This window comes from Roseibium marinum (assembly GCF_002906165.1).
Taxonomy (GTDB): domain Bacteria; phylum Pseudomonadota; class Alphaproteobacteria; order Rhizobiales; family Stappiaceae; genus Roseibium; species Roseibium marinum.
The window spans coordinates 138,143-157,909 of record NZ_PPCN01000001.1 but is presented as its reverse complement, the minus strand read 5'-3'; the positions used below and the strand labels follow the sequence as shown (position 1 = coordinate 157,909).

At 59.7% G+C, this 19,767-nt stretch carries 15 protein-coding genes; 11 read left to right on the top strand and 4 right to left on the bottom strand.

All coding sequences use genetic code 11. The annotated features are described in order from the left end of the window. The first annotated feature begins 419 nt into the window (after positions 1-419). Both CLV41_RS00755 and CLV41_RS00750 read left to right on the top strand, forming a co-directional pair. Positions 420-2,213 carry an ethylbenzene dehydrogenase-related protein gene (locus CLV41_RS00755; RefSeq protein WP_103220382.1) on the top strand — a complete coding sequence of 598 codons (1,794 nt, stop codon included), beginning with the start codon at positions 420-422 and terminating at the stop codon, positions 2,211-2,213. Between the two features lie 61 nt (positions 2,214-2,274). Beyond that, positions 2,275-3,291 (top strand): 2Fe-2S iron-sulfur cluster-binding protein, encoded by a 1,017-nt coding sequence (locus tag CLV41_RS00750; protein ID WP_103220381.1) that lies wholly within the window; start codon positions 2,275-2,277, stop codon positions 3,289-3,291. Positions 3,292-3,318: 27 nt separating this feature from the next. On the opposite strand, the gene CLV41_RS00745 is transcribed toward CLV41_RS00750, so the two are convergent. From CLV41_RS00745 to CLV41_RS00735, 3 genes are all read right to left on the bottom strand, one after another. Next, positions 3,319-6,210, bottom strand: coding sequence for a putative bifunctional diguanylate cyclase/phosphodiesterase (locus CLV41_RS00745; protein ID WP_103220380.1), 2,892 nt, complete (start codon positions 6,208-6,210; stop codon positions 3,319-3,321). Between the two features lie 14 nt (positions 6,211-6,224). Continuing rightward, a complete protein-coding gene (locus CLV41_RS00740; RefSeq protein ID WP_103220379.1) occupies positions 6,225-7,028 on the bottom strand; it encodes a PstS family phosphate ABC transporter substrate-binding protein in 804 nt (267 codons plus the stop codon). Positions 7,029-7,506: 478 nt separating this feature from the next. After that, on the bottom strand, positions 7,507-8,541 hold the full coding sequence (locus CLV41_RS00735; protein ID WP_103221447.1) for a LacI family DNA-binding transcriptional regulator: 1,035 nt from the start codon (positions 8,539-8,541) through the stop codon (positions 7,507-7,509). 185 nt (positions 8,542-8,726) lie between these two features. Here CLV41_RS00735 and CLV41_RS00730 point away from each other — a divergent pair, with 185 nt between their 5' ends. The 9 genes from CLV41_RS00730 (at position 8,727) to CLV41_RS00690 (ending at position 18,782) form a co-directional block, all read left to right on the top strand. Continuing rightward, entirely contained in the window at positions 8,727-9,959 is a 1,233-nt protein-coding gene (locus tag CLV41_RS00730) for an ABC transporter substrate-binding protein (protein WP_103220378.1), read from the top strand. A 203-nt stretch (positions 9,960-10,162) separates the two neighbouring features. Next, the gene (locus CLV41_RS00725; protein WP_103220377.1) at positions 10,163-11,053 is read left to right on the top strand and encodes a carbohydrate ABC transporter permease; all 891 of its coding nucleotides are present in this window, start codon (positions 10,163-10,165) and stop codon (positions 11,051-11,053) included. Between the two features lie 29 nt (positions 11,054-11,082). Next, entirely contained in the window at positions 11,083-12,012 is a 930-nt protein-coding gene (locus CLV41_RS00720) for a carbohydrate ABC transporter permease (protein WP_103221446.1), read from the top strand. An 11-nt stretch (positions 12,013-12,023) separates the two neighbouring features. Next, positions 12,024-13,112 carry an ABC transporter ATP-binding protein gene (locus CLV41_RS00715; protein ID WP_103220376.1) on the top strand — a complete coding sequence of 363 codons (1,089 nt, stop codon included), beginning with the start codon at positions 12,024-12,026 and terminating at the stop codon, positions 13,110-13,112. Between the two features lie 30 nt (positions 13,113-13,142). Continuing rightward, positions 13,143-13,892 carry a sugar phosphate isomerase/epimerase family protein gene (locus tag CLV41_RS00710; RefSeq protein WP_208987218.1) on the top strand — a complete coding sequence of 250 codons (750 nt, stop codon included), beginning with the start codon at positions 13,143-13,145 and terminating at the stop codon, positions 13,890-13,892. A gap of 9 nt (positions 13,893-13,901) precedes the next feature. Next, a complete protein-coding gene (locus CLV41_RS00705; protein WP_103220375.1) occupies positions 13,902-15,023 on the top strand; it encodes a Gfo/Idh/MocA family protein in 1,122 nt (373 codons plus the stop codon). Positions 15,024-15,048: 25 nt separating this feature from the next. Continuing rightward, a complete protein-coding gene (gene mgrA / locus CLV41_RS00700) occupies positions 15,049-16,095 on the top strand; it encodes an L-glyceraldehyde 3-phosphate reductase (protein WP_103220374.1) in 1,047 nt (348 codons plus the stop codon). Then, positions 16,092-17,687, top strand: coding sequence for a glycoside hydrolase family 43 protein (locus CLV41_RS00695; RefSeq protein ID WP_103220373.1), 1,596 nt, complete (start codon positions 16,092-16,094; stop codon positions 17,685-17,687). Before mgrA ends, CLV41_RS00695 begins: the two co-directional genes overlap by 4 nt. Before the next feature lie 39 nt (positions 17,688-17,726). Then, positions 17,727-18,782 (top strand): sugar phosphate isomerase/epimerase family protein, encoded by a 1,056-nt coding sequence (locus CLV41_RS00690; protein ID WP_103220372.1) that lies wholly within the window; start codon positions 17,727-17,729, stop codon positions 18,780-18,782. Between the two features lie 57 nt (positions 18,783-18,839). Here CLV41_RS00690 and pcaQ read toward each other — a convergent pair whose 3' ends face one another. Continuing rightward, complete coding sequence (pcaQ, locus tag CLV41_RS00685) at positions 18,840-19,760, bottom strand: pca operon transcription factor PcaQ (protein WP_103220371.1); 921 nt, start codon at positions 19,758-19,760, stop codon at positions 18,840-18,842. Positions 19,761-19,767: the final 7 nt, after the last annotated feature.

Sequence of the window (19,767 nt, the reverse complement as noted above, 5' to 3'; positions counted from 1 at the left end):
TATCACATTAAATAAGACTGATTTTCTAATTCAACTTGTCAAAATTGCCGCCTACGCGATGCCGATATTTCATTCCACTCCGAAACTATGCAGTTTCCCGGTCGCATTTTTTCAGCTTGGCGGGGAAATATTATTGGCTGATACATATTCTCAAGACTTTCTATCAAGAATAATTAATAAATACTATATTTCTATAACAAGAAGGCAGGAGAATTTAATTCTCACCGGACTTTCTCGTGATATTAACGCATGCGCCCTACCGCTCGGATAGGTTTATTGAAAGTTGCGTCCCATATTTTTGCTTCACATTCTTCTCAAAATGTTATTCTCTAGACTTAATCATTGACTTCTCTAGTAGTATTTCCGTCATGATTCGCTGTTTTAACGCATGAACGTGAATCGGTTCGGATTAGGAGGCCATGTTGACGGACCACGTGACAAACCATCCCCTCGACCTCACGGCTCCGCCACAATCGTCAACACAAGCCAGACCGCAGCAGGACAGCCGCTCCACCGCGGGCAGGCCGCCCAGCAGCAAGGTACCGGTTCGCAGCGATCCTGGCACCATCCTGCTCCACTGGACGCTTGTGACCGCCATCTTTGTCAGCCTTCTGACCGGCCTCAGACTGTCCGCCGACGCGGAAGGCGCGTGGTTCTCCAAACTGTTCGAGCCAATTCTGCCCCAGGGCGAGATCTGGACCTGGCACTATGTCTCCGCCGTCTTCGTGCTGGCCCTTATCTTCGCCTATGCCGCCTATATGTCACTGGCGCGTCTGAAAAGACGGATTTCCTCCAAGAAAATAGTCGTCCTGACCCTGCCCGCCAGCAACAAGCTGCGTATCGCGGCGGTCAGCGTCATCGCCTACTGGATCCTGTTCGCCTCCGTCATCGCGTTGTCGGCCACGGGTGTCCTGCTCTACATGGGGTATGGCGGCATCTGGGTGACCGTCCATTTTACCGCGGCCGTGGTCGTGCTGACCTATATCGGCACGCATGTTGTCCTTCATTATTGCTATGGCGGACTGGAGCAGCTTCTGCGGCTGTTCCGACCGCAGTCCCTGCGCCGGTATCCGGGCATGGCGCGGCGTCCGCTTGCAATCGCCGTCGCCCTCGGGGCGGTGATCGTCGCCGCCGCCGTTACGCTGGATTTCGGAACAAGGTCTGACCTTGTCGTAGCCCGGGCGGACGAATTGCCGACGCTTGACGGAAATCTCGACGATGCGCTCTGGCAGGCTGCCAAACCTGTGTTTGTCAAAACCCAGCAGGGGTCAAATCTCGACGGCGCAGGTGTATCCACCGTCGAAATCCGCGCCGTTCAGGTCGGCGACAAGATCGCCTTCGGTTTTCGCTGGGAAGATCCTACCCGTTCGCTGAAACGGCACCCGCTCATCAAGACCGAAGACGGCTGGCGCATGCTGAACAACCGCGCGGATATCTCGGACGAAACGGCCTACTATGAAGACAAGTTTTCCGTGGCCTTTTCGACCAGCGACGTCTTTGGCGGTGGCGGTGCGACGCATATGGGCCCCAAACCGCTCGACAACAAACCGGCGGCCTTTCACGGGCGCGGCCTGCATTACACCACCGACGGCAGCCTGGTCGATGTCTGGCAGTGGAAGGCCGCGCGCGGCGGCATGCTGGGCAAAGTCGACGACATGTGGTTCGGCACGCCCGTCGAACCGACCGAAGCGCAGGTGGCCGGCAAGGCCCGTTACAGTGCCGGCTACACTTCGGATGACGGCAAGGCCTTCTACATCTACAACTACATAGGCGATCCGGAGACCCATTATCATGGCACCGTCGGCGTCCGCCGTCTTCCCATCGACTACAAGAAGACGGCGGCCCTCATGGGAAACATCGACCTGTCGGTGAATACCAGCGAGGACCAGGGGGCACATTGGTGGATGCTGGAGGAAGAAAGCGTTCCCTATTCGCTGGACAAGGACGCCGAAATTCCCGTAGGCACGGTTCTTCCCGGTGTCCTGATCCAGGGCGAATATTCAGGCAACCGGGCAGACCTTCAGGGCGGCTCGAAATGGCAAGACGGGTATTGGACGCTTGAAGTCATCCGCGATATGGATACAGGCTACGAAAAGGATCTGGCCATGAAGGACGGACTGTTCATGTGGATGTCGGTCTTCGATCACAATCAGACCCGCCATACACGGCATTCGCGCCCGGTGCGTTTGACGTTCAACAAAACTGGCAACTAAACCGGCAACTGAACCGGCAACTGAACCGGCCGGCACGCTTCACACCACGGACACGCCAAACATGTCAAAGAGCACATGCACCGTCACGATCAACGGCAAGAAGATCAAGGCCAATGTCGGGGATACCCTGATCGACGCCGGTCTGGGGGGACGTCTCGTCATCCCGCACGACTGCTGCTCGGGCCAGTGCGAGACCTGCCGGGTTCGTGTGCTGAACGGCGGGATCGACGATCTGGGAACGCGCGAAAAGGACACCGTGCTCGGGTGCATATCCGTGCTCACGGGCGATGCGGAAATATCCTATGACCCCGTGCCAGTGGTGAAAACCGCCAAAGGCATCGTTGAAACCATCCGCGAAGTCAGGAAAGACTATCTGGAAGTCCGCATTCGCGTGGCACGGCCGGTCACCTGGCTTGCCGGCCAGTATCTGCGGGCCACATTCGCGGGTTATCCGCCCCGGGACTACAGCCCGACGACACCGCTCAACCTGGATGCGGAACTGGACATCATCGTCTTCCACATCAAGGTCTATCCGGACAGCGCCGTTTCCTCAAAACTGGGAACCGACATCAAGAAGGGCCACAGCGTCAAGCTTCACGGTCCTTTCGGCAACGCGTTCCTGCGCCGGCAACCGGAGCCGATTCTCCTGACCTCGACCGGGACCGGGTTCGCACCGATATGGTCCATTGCCGTTGCCGCGAGCATGGGTCAGCCAGGCCGGGAAATCCGTATCGTTGCCGGGGCCCGGACCAGAGACGGTCTTTACATGCGCGACGCGGTGCGCTGGCTGCGCAATCGCGGCATTACGATTTCGCTGACGGCAAGCGACGGCGACGACGAGACCGTGCTGTCGGCGCGTCCGCACGAACTTGTCGGCGACCTGACCCCGGACCATGTCATCTATTCGGCAGGCGCGCCGGCGCATGTGGAAGCGATGCGGGACCTTGCCCGCAAGTCGGGGGCCACCTTCTACGCCGATCCGTTTTATGTCGCGGAAGAGGACAAAGGCGTGCTGGCTTTTGCCGGCGCCCTGTTGCGGAAGGCGGCAACGCAGTTCACATCCACGACGGCCGGTTAGGTCACTCAGCGGAACACAGCGGGCGCCCTATTGGGCCGCCGTCGATATCGCCTGGTCAACTGAGAAGATCAGTTCCTGGGCTTCGGCAACCGGCATGGGGCGACCGAGGTAATAACCCTGCGCTTCGGTGCAGCCGATTTCCACCAGCATGTCCAGCAATTCCTTGGTTTCCACCCCCTCGGCGGTCGTCGACATATCGAGATCTTGTGCCAGCCCGATAATCGCCTTCACGATGGAAATGGAGTCATCGGAATAGGCCATCGACCTGACGAAGGACTGATCGATCTTGATCTTGTTGAACGGGAAGCGCCGGAGGTAGCTGAGGGAGGAATACCCCGTTCCGAAATCGTCCATCGATACCTTGACCCCCAGGGACTTGGCCTGATGCAGGGCGTTCAGGACATCATCGGAGTCGGTGAGGAGAACACCTTCCGTCACTTCCAGTTCCAGGCGCTCCGCCCGCAGTCCCGATCTGGCGAGGCTTTCGATCAGCACTGGACCGAAAGCGTGACCGCGCAGCTGCCGCGGCGACAGGTTCACGGCCACCCGCAGGTGCTGCGGCCAGTCCGCCGCGATGCGGCAGGCTTCCTGCAGAACCCATTCCCCCAGCGGGTTGATCAGGCCGGTGTCCTCGGCAAGCGGAATGAAATCCGCGGGAGATACAAGCCCTCGGGTGGGATGGTTCCAGCGGACAAGGGCCTCGAACCCGGAAATCGAGAAACTCCGAAGGCAGTATTGCGGCTGGAAATAGAGTTCAAGTTCGCCATTACCGACCGCATTGCGAAGATCGGTGATCAGCTCACGCCGGTCTTTCACCGCGACGCCCATGTCGGCTTCGAAGAAGCGATAGATATTGCGTCCGTCTTCCTTGGCCCTGTAAAGCGCCAGATCGGCCTGTTTGAACAGCTCGTCACCCGCCGTGCCGTCTCCCCTGGCAAGCGAGATCCCGATGCTCACGCCGATGACGATCTCATGATCGGCGATCTGGAACGGCTGAGACAATTCCCAGATGATCGTCTGGGCGAGCTCGTCGATCTCCTGCACCTGGGAAGGCAGTCCGGTCAGGATCGCGAATTCGTCGCCGCCGAGACGAACGACAATTTCGCTGCCGCTCGCCAGCGCCTTCAGCCGGGCCGCCACCTGGCGCAGCAGTTCGTCGCCAATGGGGTGGCCGAGGGAATCGTTGACGGTCTTGAATTCATCGAGGTCGAGACAAAGGATCGCGAACTCTCCTCCTTCAACCTGCTGCCGTTTGAGAAGCGCCTGCTTCCGGTCGCGGAATTCTATTCTGTTCGGCAGTTGGGTCAGGATGTCGTGGCGGGCAAGATAGGCCAGCCGGTCGCGGGCTTCCTGTCGCTCGGTAATGTCTTCCGAGATCGCCACCCAGCCACCGTCGGACAGCGGCTGGCGCGTGGTCAGAACGATCCGGCCGGAGCGGATTTTCACCATTTCCGTGCTCTGCGTTCCCGAAGACGGCTTCCGCTGGGCGGATGGCGCGCCCGCGGAACCCGGATTCTCCGGCTCGAGCGTCTCGACGTTCTGGAATGCGGAGAGTTCGGCCGCCGTCATGCCTGGCCTGATCCCGCCCGGCTCCAGTTCGAAAAGTTCCGCGTAGCGCTGGTTCGAGACGATCAGCTTGCCGGCCGCGTCGAACATGCAAAGACCGTGCGACATATTGCTGAGAGCGGCATCGAAGAGGACGTTCTGTTCGCGGAGCCGGGCTTCCTGCGATTTCAGGATCAGGTTCTTCTCGTTCACCCTGAGGCGCAGTGCGTCCCGTTCCTTGACGGATCGCTGGAGGGAAACAACGGAGCGCGCGATATCGCCGACTTCGTCGCTGCGCTCGGTACCAACCACCTTGCTTTCGAAATCACCGTCGGCAATTCCGGAAAGCACGCGAGTTATGTTTGTCAGCGGACGGGTGACCTGACGGGCCAGAAGAAAGGCAACGGTCGCGAATGCGACAAGGGTCAGCAGTCCGAAGAGAAAGAGCCATTTAAGCATCTTGGACTCTTCCTCGATGCCGATCCTGGTGAGTTCATTCTGGGTTTCCGTCAGGGCCTCGATCGGCATCAGGGCGCATATCGACAGCGGCAGAACCGGTACGCCGCATTCGATGACCCTTTCACCGTTGGACGTCAGGTTCGGCGTTTCGGGCGAACTGACAAGATCGGATTCGGTGCCGCCGAAATTCGCCCTCGAGATGATCCTCTCGTCGTAGACGATGGCCAGTTCGAAGGCATTGATCTGGGCAAGCGCCGCAAGGAGGGTTTCTTCCGGGCGTAACCAGCGCTGCGCCAGAAGCCCGCCGATCACATATCCGAAGTCGTCAAAGACCGGCACGAAGATGATCTGCGATACGGCGTTGACGGTCTCGTCCGGGACGAACACCTGCGTGTCGGCGATGGGAAGGATTTTCGAGACCGTGCGCTTCTCGCCGGGGAAACTTACCTTCAGCGACCGGGCCATTTCGGGATAGAAACTGAAGCCCTGGATCTTAGATCCCAATGTCACCAGATCCGCGCTGTAGGATGAGGCGCCGATGACCCTTGCCTCCTCGTCCAGAACGATGATCCCGTCAACATCCGCCAATACGGCGGCCGGACCGAGCAGTTCGGACATGGCGACGACATTCCTGGACGCGATGGCTTTCGCGGTGTCGACCCGCTCGGCGATCGAATTCAGCCGGCGGTACCTGTCCTGAAAAAGAAATTCCAGCCGCGTTCCTGCGAGTTCCACATCGGCCGACAGTTTTTCCTGCAGACGGGACTGCGACAGCTGCAGCAGTTCGGTCTCCTGGCGGGCCATGCTGCCCTCAAGCTGATAAGCCACAAGCCCGATCAGTCCGGCAAACGCGCATAGCGCCGTGAAAACAGCACCGTAGGTATAATGCCAAAGAAGGGACGAATGACGTATCATGCTCATTCTTGAAGTTATTTCGGAACGGGTACGCCGCCAAAGTCCCGGATCTGGCCCCGCGCCTGATCGGACTGAGCGTAGTCGATGAATTCCTCCATCTGGGCATCCATGGTGCCGTCTTTGTAGATCAGAGCCAGCGTCACGGCACTTGGATAGCTGTCGTCTGTCGGATGATGTCCATCGATCTCAAGAACGACAAGCCCCTCCTCAAGAGGAAGGGAATAGGGGCCGAATGCGATGGCCCCTTCAACCTCGCGAGCGCTTGAAATGGCGTCCTGCGTGGTAAGCGCCGTTTTGGAACGCGGCGAGAACTCCAGGTCTTTCCAGCCGGGCATCGATCCGCGCAAGACCTGCAGCGTGCTGTCGGCGTCCTCCCGCCGAACGACGCGCACCCGCAGGTCCGCGCCACCCAGTTCCGACCAGTTTGTAATTTCACCGGTATAGATTTTTACGAGTTCTTCACTTGTCAGGCCTTTAATCCCGGAAGAGGGATGGGTGAAAATAGCACTCGGAATTCTGGCGATCGGCAGGTAGATCAGACCGTATTGAACTTCGCTGTCCTTCAGAGGCCGGGCGACCCGGCCGAGCCGCTCCGTACCGGAGCTGACCGCCGCAATTCCACCCCCGGAGCCGATGCTCGGGGGGATCGACAACTCAATAGCGGGATAAGCAGCCGAAAAACCGTTGCCAATCTCCTGAAGCATTTCAAGGCCGTCACCGGTACCGACGACTTTGAGTTCGGAATCCGCGAGCGCAGCAGGGGTCAGTTGCAGGAATGCGCCAAGCGAGAACACCAAGGCGAAGGTCAAAACGCTCATATTTACCACCTAATCTTGTCCACGCTTGATAATCTGACATATTCAAGTTAACTAATTACTAAATCATAAATATAATTTAGAATAAAAATGGTTTATTTGCAGATATTTGAAATACAACTCGATTATTAATTTGGTTGCATCTTTGTTTTTTACAGAAATTATCTTTATGTAGACAATAATATTTCTCTTATCGCGGCGCAGCATAATAGTTTAAAATTTATCCATCTCTTTGAAGCCTTTATTACCTGACTAAATAGTCATGCCTTTTTTTCAAAGCGGCAGTCATTTGAAGCGAGGTATCTTCGTAGAGGTATTTTTCGCAAACCGGACAATCGTCGAACGACCCTAGTTTTCAGGGACTTGAAAATATTTCTCGCCATAACTCTTTGATTTGATGATTTTATCTAGTTTATCGAGAAGTTATACCAACCGCGGATTCATGTGCAATCGAACAAGTGGCCGATGATCCGGGAGGGTCTTAACGGTCGAGGGCGGCGGCGCTTGCACGGACAACCAGCTCCACATCAAGCAAGACGGGGGAAGTCCGCCGGCCTGCGACGGCGCCTGCCGGATCCATGCCCTGCAGCAGCAGCGCGGCCGCCTGAACACCCAAAGCGCGGCGGTCCTGGCGGATGGTTGTCAGTCCCGGCACGTAATATTCGGAAAGCTCGATATCGTCGAAGCCGATGACGGAAATATCCTCCGGCACGCTGATCCCGTTCGCTGCCAGCGTAGAGATCAGGCCGAAGGCCACCTGATCCGACGCGCAAAAGACAGCCGTCGGCCTTTCGTCCATCGCCAGGATCTTTTCCACGGCATTGCGGCCCGAGTTCAGGGAAAAGTCCCCGCGGATGATCCACTCCTCCCGGAACGGCAGGTCAAGACGTTCCCGCTCGGCAAGCATGCCCTCCCGCCTGGCGTGGGTCAGTACATTGTCCTCAGGTCCGGTGACATGGGCAATTTTGCGGTGCCCGAGTTCATAGAGATGCCGCACGGCGAGCCGGGCGCCGCGATTGTTGTCGCTTCGAACCGACGGCAGGTCTGAACCATGAACCCATTCACAGGCGAACACGATCTGCCCGGAAACGCCGTTTTCCTCAAATTGCTGCAAGTCGTGGTTCGAAACCGATCCATCCAGGCAGATCATGCCGTCGATCTGCGAATCCAGGAAATAGTCGACCAGCAGTTTTCCGGTGGAGGTGTGGTCATTGGTATCGACTATCACGACGGAGTAATCCCGCTCGCCGATCGCTTCGCTTATTCCCGCCAGGATTTGAGAGAAAAACGGATTTCCCAGATTGGGGACCAGCACGAGCACCGCGCCCGCCTGCCGCGTCCGCAGGTTCCGCGCCGCCCTGTTGACACGGTAGCCGGTGGACCGGATTGCCGCAAACACGCATTCGCGCGTTGCCTCCGTCAAGAGCTCCGGATTGCTGAGGGCGCGACTGACCGTTGCGGTCGAAACACCTGCCTGCCTGGCAACATCCTGAATTCTGGCGCTTTTTTGAACCAAACCCATCTCCGGCGTGTTGTGTTTTTTTCTTCTCTCACAATTTCGGGTTGACATAAGCCCGTTTCCTGAGAATTATAAATGTAATCGATTACATAGAGAGAAACAACCAAATGTAATCGATTTAAAATGCGGTGGAGGCCGCATCGTGAGCACAATCGAACAGACCTGTTCGGTGGGAGGATGATATGAAAGCATTACGCGCAGTTTTCGCCGCGACCACTGCCCTTTGCGCAGCAACCGCAGCAAACGCAACCGATCTTGAAGTCACGCATTGGTGGACATCCGGCGGCGAAGCCGCAGCCGTCGCTGAATTTGCCAAGGCCTTTAACGCAACCGGCAACAACTGGGTCGACGGCGCCATCGCCGGTTCCGGCGGCACCGCCCGCCCGATCATCATCAGCCGGATCACCGGTGGCGATCCGATGGGAGCCACACAGTTCAACCACGGACGTCAGGCGGAAGAGCTGGTTGAAGCCGGTCTGATGCTCGATCTCACCGAGATCGCGGAAGAAGGCAAGTGGCGCGACATCATTCGTCCCAGCAGCCTGCTTGACAGCTGCACGGTCGACGGCCGCATCTACTGCGTGCCGGTCAACATCCATTCCCAGCAATGGCTGTGGCTCAACAATTCCGTCTTCGAAAATGCCGGCGTTGCGGTTCCGACCAACTGGGACGAGTTCTCCGCGGCCGCTTCGAAGCTTCAGGAATCCGGCATCGTGCCGCTGGCCATGGGCCAACAGCCCTGGCAGACGACACTGGCTTTCCAGGTCATCCTGACCGCGCTCGCGGGACCTGAAGCCTACACCAAGATCTTCGGCGAGAAAGATGTCGATCTTGCCGGTGGCCCTGAGCTGGCCAAGGTCTTCCAGGCCGCCGACGCCGCCCGGAACATGGCCAAGGACTCCAACGTCCAGAACTGGAACGATGCCACCACCATGGTCATCACCGGCAAAGCCGGCGGCCAGATCATGGGCGATTGGGCGCAGGGCGAGTTCCAGGTCGCGGATCTGGTTGCGGGCGAAGACTACACCTGCCTTCCGGGCCTTGGCGTGAACGAGGTGATCATGACGGGCGGCGACGCATTCTACTTCCCGAAAGTGGATGATGCGGATATCACCGCCGCTCAGCTCGAACTCGCCAAAGTCATGATCTCGCCCGAGACACAGGTTGCCTTCAACCTGAAAAAGGGATCGCTGCCGGTACGCGGCGACGTGGATCTGGCCGCAGCCAACGACTGCATGCGCAAGGGACTGGACATCCTTTCCCAGGGCAAAATCATCCAGTCGCCGGACCAGCTCATGTCCGCTGACAGCCTGACCCAGGTGAACGACCTGTTCGTTGAGTTCTTCAACAATCCGGACATGTCGGCCGAAGACGCCCAGGCGCTCTTCGTCTCCATCGTCGGCAACGCCGACTAAGGCGCAATCCGGAACGCTCAGCCTTTCCGCTTTCATGTGCCCGCACATGAAAGCGGGTTGGTCCGGGTCCGGTACACCGCTCCGCCACCCAGACGTCGGGGGCTTCGCCTGGGCGGCGTCCTCCAGCCCTGCGCGTATTTCATGCGCGCAGGGATTGGGATGCACATCCCGGACACCACCGCATCAATGAGGAAATGTGAAGCATGGCCGCAGTGACGGGCCCCGCGAGATGGCATCGTAATATCAGTGCCAAGATAGCGGCGATCCCCATGATCGCCACCGCTCTGGTGATCTTCATAGGAGGAACCACCTGGACGGTTGTCTACTCCTTCACCAATTCCAAGCTTTTGCCGAGGGAGAAATTCATCGGCCTTGCACAGTACGAGCGGCTCTGGAGCAGCAACAAATGGCTGATCTCCATCGAGAACCTCGCAATCTACGGGATCCTTTCGCTCATCTTCGCGCTCGTGATCGGCTTTATCCTCGCCACGCTTCTCGACCAGAAAATCCGCTATGAAGACACGTTCCGGACGGTTCTTCTCTATCCCTTCGCCTTGAGTTTCATTGTCACCGGCCTTGCCTGGCAGTGGATTCTCAATCCGGACTTCGGCATTCAGCATGTGGTGCGCAGCCTCGGATTCGAGAATTTTTCCTTCGACCCGCTCTATAATCCGGACATCGTCATCTACGGGGTGCTGATCGCCGGGCTCTGGCACGAAACCGGGCTTATCATGTGCCTGATGCTGGCGGGCCTGCGCGGCATCGACGAAGACATCTGGAAGGCGTCCAGGATCGACGGGATCCCGATGTGGAAGACCTATATCTTTATCGTCATTCCGATGATGCGCGGCATCTTCATTACCGCCATCGTCCTGATCACCTCCGGCATCATCAAGGTCTACGACCTGATCGTCGCCCAGACCGGCGGCGGACCAGGTATCTCCTCGGAAGTTCCGGCAAAATACGTTTATGACGCCATGTTCCTGTCACAGAACCTCGGTCAGGGATTTGCCGCCTCCACCATGATGCTGCTTACAGTGATCATTGTCGTCGTGCCCTGGGCATACCTCGAATTCGGAGGCAAGCGGAAATGACCAAGGCTCCTCAACTCATCAAGCACTCGATGAAATACGGCGAAGCGCAATCCAGTACCGGCGCCGCGGAACGGGAACCCGGCAGTCCATACGGGCGCAAGCCCCGGAAGATCCTGTCACGCCGGAACATCTTCATCTACGGCACGCTGATCATGGTCTCCCTTTACTACCTGCTGCCGCTCTATGTGATGGTCGTGACATCGCTGAAAGGCATGCCGGAAATCAGGATCGGCAACATCTTCGCCCCGCCCGTCGAGGTCACTTTCCAGCCGTGGGTCAAAGCCTGGGCGGAAGCCTGTACCGGCCTAAACTGCGACGGTCTTTCGCGCGGGTTCTTCAATTCGGTGAAGATCCTGATCCCTTCGGTGATCCTGTCCATCGCGATCGCCTCGGTCAACGGCTATGCCCTTGCCAACTGGCGGTTCAAGGGTTCCGAGACCTTCTTCGCCATCCTGATCGTCGGCGCGTTCATCCCCTATCAGGTGATGATCTATCCGATCGTCATCCTGCTTCGGGAAATCGGGCTCTACGGCAGCCTGTCCGGGCTGGTGCTCGTGCACACCATTTTCGGAATGCCGATCCTGACCCTGCTCTTCCGCAACTACTTCGGCTCGGTTCCGCAGGAGCTGTTCAAGGCGGCACGGGTCGACGGCGCGGGTTTCTGGTCGATCTATTTCCGCATCATGGTTCCGATGAGCCTGCCGATCTTCGTCGTCGCGATGATCCTTCAGGTCACCGGGATCTGGAACGACTTCCTGTTCGGTGTGATCTACACCAAACCGGATCTCTATCCGATGACGGTGCAGCTCAACAACATCGTCAACTCCACCCAAGGGGTGAAGGAATACAACGTCAACATGGCCGCAACCATCCTGACGGGCCTGGTTCCTCTCACCATTTACTTCCTCTCCGGTAAACTCTTTGTCCGCGGCATCGCCGCCGGCGCTGTGAAAGGCTGAAGAAAAGTCCCATGGAAGCCAGTATTTCTATCAAGAACCTTTCTCTGAGTTTCGGCGCCCTGGACGTTCTGAAAGATCTGAACCTGGAGATCGGACAGGGGGAATTCCTCGTTCTGCTCGGTTCCTCGGGCTGCGGAAAATCGACGCTGCTCAACTGCATCGCCGGTCTTCTGGACATCACCGGAGGCCAGATCTTCATCGGCGGCCGGAACGTCACCTGGGAAGAGCCTTCGAAACGCGGCATCGGCATGGTGTTTCAAAGCTACGCGCTCTATCCGCAGATGACGGTCGGCGGAAATCTCAGCTTCGGTCTGAAGAATGCCGGCCTGCCGAAAGCCGAAATCAAGGAGCGGGTGGACCGGGCGGCCAAAGTCCTGCAGATCGAACCGCTGCTGGCGCGCAAACCGGCGGCGCTCTCCGGCGGTCAGCGCCAGAGAGCGGCGATCGGCCGTGCGCTGGTGCGCGACGCGGATGTGTTCCTGTTCGATGAACCGCTGTCGAACCTGGACGCGAAACTGCGCGCGGACCTCAGGGTCGAAATCAAGCAGCTTCACCAGAAGCTCAGCAACACGATGATCTACGTCACCCACGACCAGATCGAGGCCATGACACTGGCAGACCGCATCGCCATCATGCGCGGGGGACAGATCCTGCAGCTCGCCACGCCGCACGAGATCTACAACCGTCCGGCAAACAAATACGTCGCCGATTTCATCGGCTCTCCGACCATGAACTTCTTCGACGGCAAGATCGAAGGCGGCGACGGTGCGCAATTCCTCACCGAGGGTCATTCCTTCCCGCTGCATGGGTATAATTTTCAGTCCGGCTCCGCCGTCTCGGGGCCCGCATGGCTGGGTATCCGCCCGGAACACATGGTCAGCGGCGCCGAGGCCGAAACCGCCCCGATCCGGTTGCACGGCGAGGTGGAACTTGTGGAACCGCTCGGCTCCGACACCCTGGCCCGCCTGACATCAGGTGGCCACACCCTCTGGGTCCGCCTGGATGGCCAGGCGGAAGTCGCCAATGGCGACCAGATCACGGTCGGCTTCGATGCCGCCCGTGCCAATGTTTTCGACAAAAACTCGGAAAACCGGCTTTAAGCCGACCTTTCCAGCAAATTCAGGACAAGTATGATGGATATCTCCTTCCAGCTCTATTCCGCGCGCGAATTCACCCCCTGGGAACCGGTTCTCGAACGGCTCGCGCAACTCGGCTACACCCAGGTCGAAGGTTATGGCGGAAACTACGAGGACGCCGCGGGTTTCAAGAAGCTGCTCGACGCCAACGGATTGACCATGCCGTCCGGGCATTTCTTTCCAATGGAACAGTTCGAAACCAATCTCAACAAGGTTATCGACACGGCAAGGACGCTCGGCATGCGCCGCCTGTTCGTTCCGGCGGTCCCGCCGGAACAACGCGTCTCCGACGCGGTTATGTGGCAATCGATCGGCGAACGCCTGGAAGCCATCGGAGCGAAAGTGCGCGATGCCGGGTTACGGTTCGGCTGGCACAATCATGCCTTCGAATTTGCCGCCTGCGCGGACGGCCGCCTGCCGATGGACATTCTCCTCAACGCGGCGCCGACCATCGAATGGGAAGCCGATGTCGCCTGGATCGTCCGGGGCGGCCAGGATCCGCTCGAGTGGATCGACCGCCATGCGGACCGCATCACCACGGCCCATGTGAAGGACATCGCCCCGGAAGGCGAATGCCTTGACGAAGACGGCTGGGCGGATGTCGGCCAGGGCACGCTCGACTGGAAATCCATCATGGCGGCGTTGCGCAGCGCCGGGGTCAACCTGTTTGTGATGGAACACGACAAGCCTTCCGACTTCGATCGTTTCGCAAGCCGTTCCATCGACGCTTTTCGCACTTATTGAGGACAGACCATGAGCAAGACACTTGGGATCGGCATCCTGGGATGCGGCAACATTTCCGCTGCCTATATGCGCCTTTCGCCCCTCTTCCGGGGGATCGAGGTGCGCGCCTGCGCGGACATCAACGAAGCGGCGGCGAAAGCCCGCGCGGAAGAGTTCGGCCTGCGGGCGGAAACGGTTGAAGGCCTGCTGGCCGCCGATGACATCGACATCATCGTCAACCTGACCGTTCCGGCGGCTCATTTCGAAGTTTCCAGGCAGGTCCTGGAAGCGGGCAAGCATGTCTATTCCGAAAAACCCTTCGTGCTGAGCGTCGAACAGGGCCAGGCCCTTGCGGCCATCGCCGAGACGAAAGGGCTTCGGGTCGGTTCGGCGCCGGACACGTTCCTGGGCGGCTCCCATCAGCTCGCCCGGCATCTGATCGATTCCGACGCCATCGGCAAGGTGACGTCCGGGACCTGCTTCGTGCAGAGCCCGGGCATGGAAAGCTGGCACCCGAACCCGGATTTCTTCTTCCAGGCCGGCGGCGGCCCGATCCTCGATCTCGGCCCTTATTACGTTTCCAACCTGGTGCAGCTCCTCGGCCCCGTGAAACGGGTGACCGCCATGAGTTCCTCAGGATCGGAGGAACGGACCATCACCTCCCAGCCGCGCTTCGGGGAAAAGGTCAAGGTGGAGACGCCAACCACCATCCACGCGGTGATGGAATTCCATTCAGGCGCACAGATCACCTATTGCGCGAGCTGGGATGTCTGGCAGCACGGCCACTCCAACATGGAGCTTTACGGCCGGGAAGGCACATTGCATGTGCCGGATCCGAACTTCTTCGGCGGCGAGGTCCGCATGACAGAGAAGGGAAGCTTCGTTAACATCACCGAAGCCTGGAAACATCCGTTCTCAAAGACTAATGACCGGACCCATGCCAATTACCGGACGGCCGGACTTGCGGACATGGCCCTGGCCATTCTGGAAGGACGCCCGCACCGGTGCTCGCTGGAATTCGCCCTGCATGTGGTTGACGTGATGACGTCGATCCTCGCCTCGGGCGAGAGCGGGCGGTTCATCGACATCAAGACAACCTGCAGCCGGCCGGACGCTCTCGACCCGCAGGCTGCGCAAGGCCTGCTGGCCTAGGTCACGGACCTAAACTGGAGCACACATGACCTGGACGGCCGCGCAATCGCGCTACGACACTATGGAATACCGCCGCTGCGGGAACTCGGGCCTGAAACTGCCCGCGATCTCGCTCGGCCTGTGGCACAATTTCGGCGACGACACGCCGCATGAGCGCAAGCGCGAGATCGCGCGCACAGCGTTCGATCTCGGCATCACCCATTTCGATCTGGCCAACAACTACGGGCCGCGACCGGGCGCCGCGGAACAGGCCTTCGGCGAATTGCTGAGAACCGATTTCGCGCCTTACCGCGACGAGATGATCATCTCGTCCAAGGCCGGTTATGGCATGTGGCCCGGGCCCTACGGCGAATGGGGGAGCCGCAAATACCTGATCGCCTCCTGCGACCAGTCGCTGAAGCGGATGGGGCTCGACTATGTCGACATCTTCTATTCCCACCGCTACGACCCGGATACGCCGCTGGAAGAAACCATGGGGGCGCTCGACCATATCGTGCGTTCCGGACGGGCGCTTTATGCCGGTATCTCGTCCTACAATTCCAAGCGTACCCGGGAAGCGGTCGCCATCCTGAAGGACCTGGGCACCCCCTGCCTGATCCACCAGCCGAGCTACTCCATGATCAACCGCTGGGTGGAGGAAGACGGCCTGCTCGACACGCTGGAGGACCTCGGCATCGGCTCGATCGCCTTCACGCCGCTCGCCCAGGGCATGCTGACGAACAAGTATCTCAAAGGCATTCCGGAAGACAGCAGGGCCGCCCAGGGCAAGTCCCTTCAGACCCGCTTCCTGAGCGAGGACAACCTGGCGACGATCCGGTCGCTTGACGACATCGCCGCCAAACGCGGTCAGTCGCTGGCGCAGATGGCCCTTGCCTGGGTCCTGCGCCATGGCCGGGTCACGACGGCCCTGATCGGCGCCAGCCGGGCGGAGCAGGTCAGGGATTGCGTTGCGTCCGTCGCCAGGCTGGACTTCACCGACGCGGAACTCAAGGAGATCGCGGAAACGACCCGCGAGGCGGATATCAATCTGTGGGCCGCGTCCTCGGAACGCAAGGGACCGCAACGCCAATGATCCGCAATCCCATCCTGCCGGGCTTCAACCCGGATCCGTCGATCTGCCGGGTGGGCGACGAGTATTTCATCGCCACCTCGACCTTCGAATGGTATCCGGGCGTCCAGATCCACCGCTCGAAAGACCTGGTGAACTGGGACCTCGCCTGCCGGCCGCTCGACCGCGCAAGCCAGCTCGACATGCGCGGCAATCCGGACAGCGGCGGCATCTGGGCACCCTGTCTCAGCCATGCGGATGGCCGGTTCTGGCTGGTCTATACGGACGTGAAGCGGCTGGACGGGAATTTCAAGGATGCGCATAACTACATCGTGACCGCTCCGTCTATCGAAGGTCCCTGGAGCGATCCGGTCCATGTTTCGTCACACGGGTTCGATCCCTCGCTCTTTCATGACGACGACGGGCGCAAGTGGTTTCTGGTCCTCCAGTGGAACCATATTTCCAATTCCATCGGCGGACATCCGCGCCATCCGGCCTTCGACGGTATCCTGTTGCAGGAATGGTCGGAGACGGGCGGACTTGCCGGCACGCCGAAGAAGATCTTTTCCGGCAGCGCGCACGGGCTCACCGAAGGCCCGCATCTTCACAAGCGCGACGGCTGGTATTATCTGACCGTCGCCGAAGGCGGCACCGGATACGGCCATGCGGTCACCATGGCCCGGTCGCGGTCGATCGACGGGCCGTACGAGATGCATCCCGATACCCATCTGATCACCGCGAAGGACGATCCGGACTGTCCGTTGCAGCGCGCCGGCCACGGCCAGATCGTGGAAACGCCGGACGGTCAGGTCTATCACACCCATCTGTGCTCGCGTCCCCTGCCGGGCCGGTTTTCGCCGCTCGGGCGCGAGACGGCGATCCAGAAATGCGAATGGCGGGATGACGGCTGGCTGTATCTTTGCGGGGGCGGCCCCTTGCCGCGGCTCGAAGTCCCCGGTCTCGGGGATGCGGTCCCGCGCCCGCCGCACCGGATAGACCGGCAGTTCAGCGGCGATACGCTGCCGCCGGAATTTCAATGGCTGCGCACGCCTTGTCCCGAGCGGCTGTTCACGCTGACGGGATCCGCACTGCGGCTGACCGGACGGGAAAGCGTCGGAAGCTGGTACGAGCAAGCGCTCGTCGCCCGGCGGCAGGAGCATCTGTCCTACCGCGTGGAAACCATGCTGACCGCCTTCGATCCGACGACCTATCAGCAGGCGGCGGGCCTGACGACCTACTACAATCGGCACAAGTTCCATTTCCTTGCCGTGAGCTGGAACGAGCGCCTCGGCCGTTGTCTGACGCTGCTGTCCTGTCCGGGAGACTGGCCGGACGGACGGCTCAGCTTCCCGGCCGATCCGGTGGCGATTGCCGACGGTCCGATCGATCTTGCCGTCGACGTCGACAAGGCGCGCCAGCAGTTTTTCTGGAAACAGGACGGCGACTGGCGTTCTTTCGGTCCGGAACTCGATGCAAGCGTGATTTCCGACGAGGGCGGGCGCGGCGAACACGGGTCGTTCACGGGCGCCTTCGTCGGCATGCTCGCCTTCGACACGACCGGCCTCGGCAAGACCGCGGATTTCAGCGGATTCTCATATGCACCAAAGGGAACGTGACGCGCGCAGTCGCTTCAACGATATAAAAGGGAGGCCCTCATGGCTGGACTGATCAAGGGACCTGCGATTTTCCTCGCCCAATTCGCCGGTGACGAGGCGCCGTTCAATACACTGCCCGCCATCGCCAAATGGGCGGCGGACCTCGGATACAAGGGTATCCAGATCCCGACCTTCGACAGCCGCCTTTTCGATCTCGACAAGGCTGCCGAAAGCCGGACCTATTGCGACGAGATCAAGGGCGTTTGCGCCGACGCCGGTGTCGAGATCACCGAGCTCTCCACGCACCTGCAAGGGCAGCTCGTCGCGGTCCATCCGGCATACGATCTTGTTTTCGACGCCTTTGCCCCGGAGCAACTTCATGGCAATCCGAAAGGCCGCCAGGAATGGGCCGTCGAGCAGATGAAAAAGGCGGCTGTCGCCAGCCGGTTCCTCGGCCTCGACGCCTCCGTCAGCTTCACCGGCTCGCTGGCCTTCCCCTATCTTTATCCCTGGCCGCAACGGCCGGAGGGACTTGTCGAAGAGGCCTTCTCGGAGCTTGCGAAGCGCTGGAAGCCGATCCTCGACGTCTATGACGAGCAGGGGGTCGATGTCGGCTATGAGATCCATCCCGGCGAGGACGTGTTCGACGGCGTCACCTTCGAGATGTTCCTGGACGCGCTCCGCGGGCACACGCGTTGCCAGATCAACTACGATCCGTCGCATTTCCTGCTGCAGCAGCTCGATTATCTCGCCTTCATCGACATCTATCACGAGCGCATCTGCGCCTATCATGTGAAGGATGCGGAATTCAATCCGGACGGCCGCCAGGGCGTCTATTCAGGCTATCAGGGCTGGGTCAACCGCGCGGGCCGGTTCCGCTCGCTCGGCGACGGTCACGTGGACTTTTCCGGCATTTTCTCCAAACTGGCGCAATACGGCTACGACAGCTGGGCGGTGCTGGAATGGGAGTGCTGCCTGAAATCGCCCCAACAGGGCGCCGCGGAAGGCGCGCCGTTCATCGCGAACCACCTCATCGAAGTCACCGACAAGGCTTTCGACGATTTCTCCGGCTCAGGAACGGATCTGGAGCATATCCGCAAGATGCTCGGGCTCTGAGGCAGCAGTCCGCTCTCCCATTCCAAGATCGATGAAATCATTTCACTACAAGGCGGTCTACGACTTCAGACCGAGCTCATCGATCACCGCCTGCACCGCGAGGCGGAACACCTGTTCACCCGCGCCCGGCTGGCTGTCAGGCCGGGCCATCAGGCCGACCGGGCCCTTGGTGATGCTGGTATCGAAGGGCAGACGGACCAGATGTCCGTCCGCCGTCTCGTTGAGAACCACACCGGAGGAGATGACCCAGACAGCATCCGTCCTGCGGGTATAGACCCGGCCGAACGCGCCGGAAACGGTCTCGATCTTGTTGGGGATTTCGCCGACGCCGCTGGCGATCATCAGGCGCTCGACGAGCGGGCGGATCGCGGATCCCTCAGGCGGGTAGATCACCGGCCAGTCGACGATCCGTTTGATATCGGGTGTCTCGAGCAGCGGATGGCCCGACCGGACCACCAGATCGACCCGTTCGGAATAAAGCTGGGTGAAGGACATCCCTTCCATCGCCGCCGGCTGTCCCAGCCGTCCGATGACCACATCCAGCTCTCCCAGCTTCAGCCGCTCGATCAGGTATCCATGCGGCCCATCCATGATCTGCAGCATGACATTGGGCGCCATCTCAGAAAATTCACGCACCACCGGAGGCATGAAACTGGCGGCGACACTTGGCAGGGCGCCGACCTTGAGCGTGGGGCGGGCGTGTTCGCCTTCCTGTTCGACGCCGTCCAGCCCCTGCTGCAGGCTCGCCAGCGAGATCTGCGCGAAATGCAGGAAGACCTTTCCCTGCTTGGTCAGCGCGATGCCCGCCCTGTTGCGCGTCATCAGAGTGGCGCCGATGATCTCCTCAAGTTCCTTGAGGGTTTTCGAAATGGCCGGCTGTGTCAGATTGAGCTTGTCCGCCGCCAGCTTCAGACTGCGTTCACTGGCAATCTCAACGAAGCACTGGATGTGGCGGAATTTGATGCGACGGTCGATCACGGTGGGT

Excerpts from the sequence above, each read along its gene's own strand:
- CLV41_RS00755 (WP_103220382.1), top strand. The coding sequence starts at position 420 with ATGTTGACGGACCACGTGACAAACCATCCCCTCGACCTCACGGCTCCG.
- CLV41_RS00750 (WP_103220381.1), top strand. The coding sequence starts at position 2,275 with ATGTCAAAGAGCACATGCACCGTCACGATCAACGGCAAGAAGATCAAG.
- CLV41_RS00745 (WP_103220380.1), bottom strand. The coding sequence starts at position 6,210 with ATGATACGTCATTCGTCCCTTCTTTGGCATTATACCTACGGTGCTGTT.
- CLV41_RS00740 (WP_103220379.1), bottom strand. The coding sequence starts at position 7,028 with ATGAGCGTTTTGACCTTCGCCTTGGTGTTCTCGCTTGGCGCATTCCTG.
- CLV41_RS00730 (WP_103220378.1), top strand. The coding sequence starts at position 8,727 with ATGAAAGCATTACGCGCAGTTTTCGCCGCGACCACTGCCCTTTGCGCA.
- CLV41_RS00725 (WP_103220377.1), top strand. The coding sequence starts at position 10,163 with ATGGCCGCAGTGACGGGCCCCGCGAGATGGCATCGTAATATCAGTGCC.
- CLV41_RS00720 (WP_103221446.1), top strand. The coding sequence starts at position 11,083 with ATGAAATACGGCGAAGCGCAATCCAGTACCGGCGCCGCGGAACGGGAA.
- CLV41_RS00715 (WP_103220376.1), top strand. The coding sequence starts at position 12,024 with ATGGAAGCCAGTATTTCTATCAAGAACCTTTCTCTGAGTTTCGGCGCC.
- CLV41_RS00710 (WP_208987218.1), top strand. The coding sequence starts at position 13,143 with ATGATGGATATCTCCTTCCAGCTCTATTCCGCGCGCGAATTCACCCCC.
- CLV41_RS00705 (WP_103220375.1), top strand. The coding sequence starts at position 13,902 with ATGAGCAAGACACTTGGGATCGGCATCCTGGGATGCGGCAACATTTCC.
- mgrA (WP_103220374.1), top strand. The coding sequence starts at position 15,049 with ATGACCTGGACGGCCGCGCAATCGCGCTACGACACTATGGAATACCGC.
- CLV41_RS00695 (WP_103220373.1), top strand. The coding sequence starts at position 16,092 with ATGATCCGCAATCCCATCCTGCCGGGCTTCAACCCGGATCCGTCGATC.
- CLV41_RS00690 (WP_103220372.1), top strand. The coding sequence starts at position 17,727 with ATGGCTGGACTGATCAAGGGACCTGCGATTTTCCTCGCCCAATTCGCC.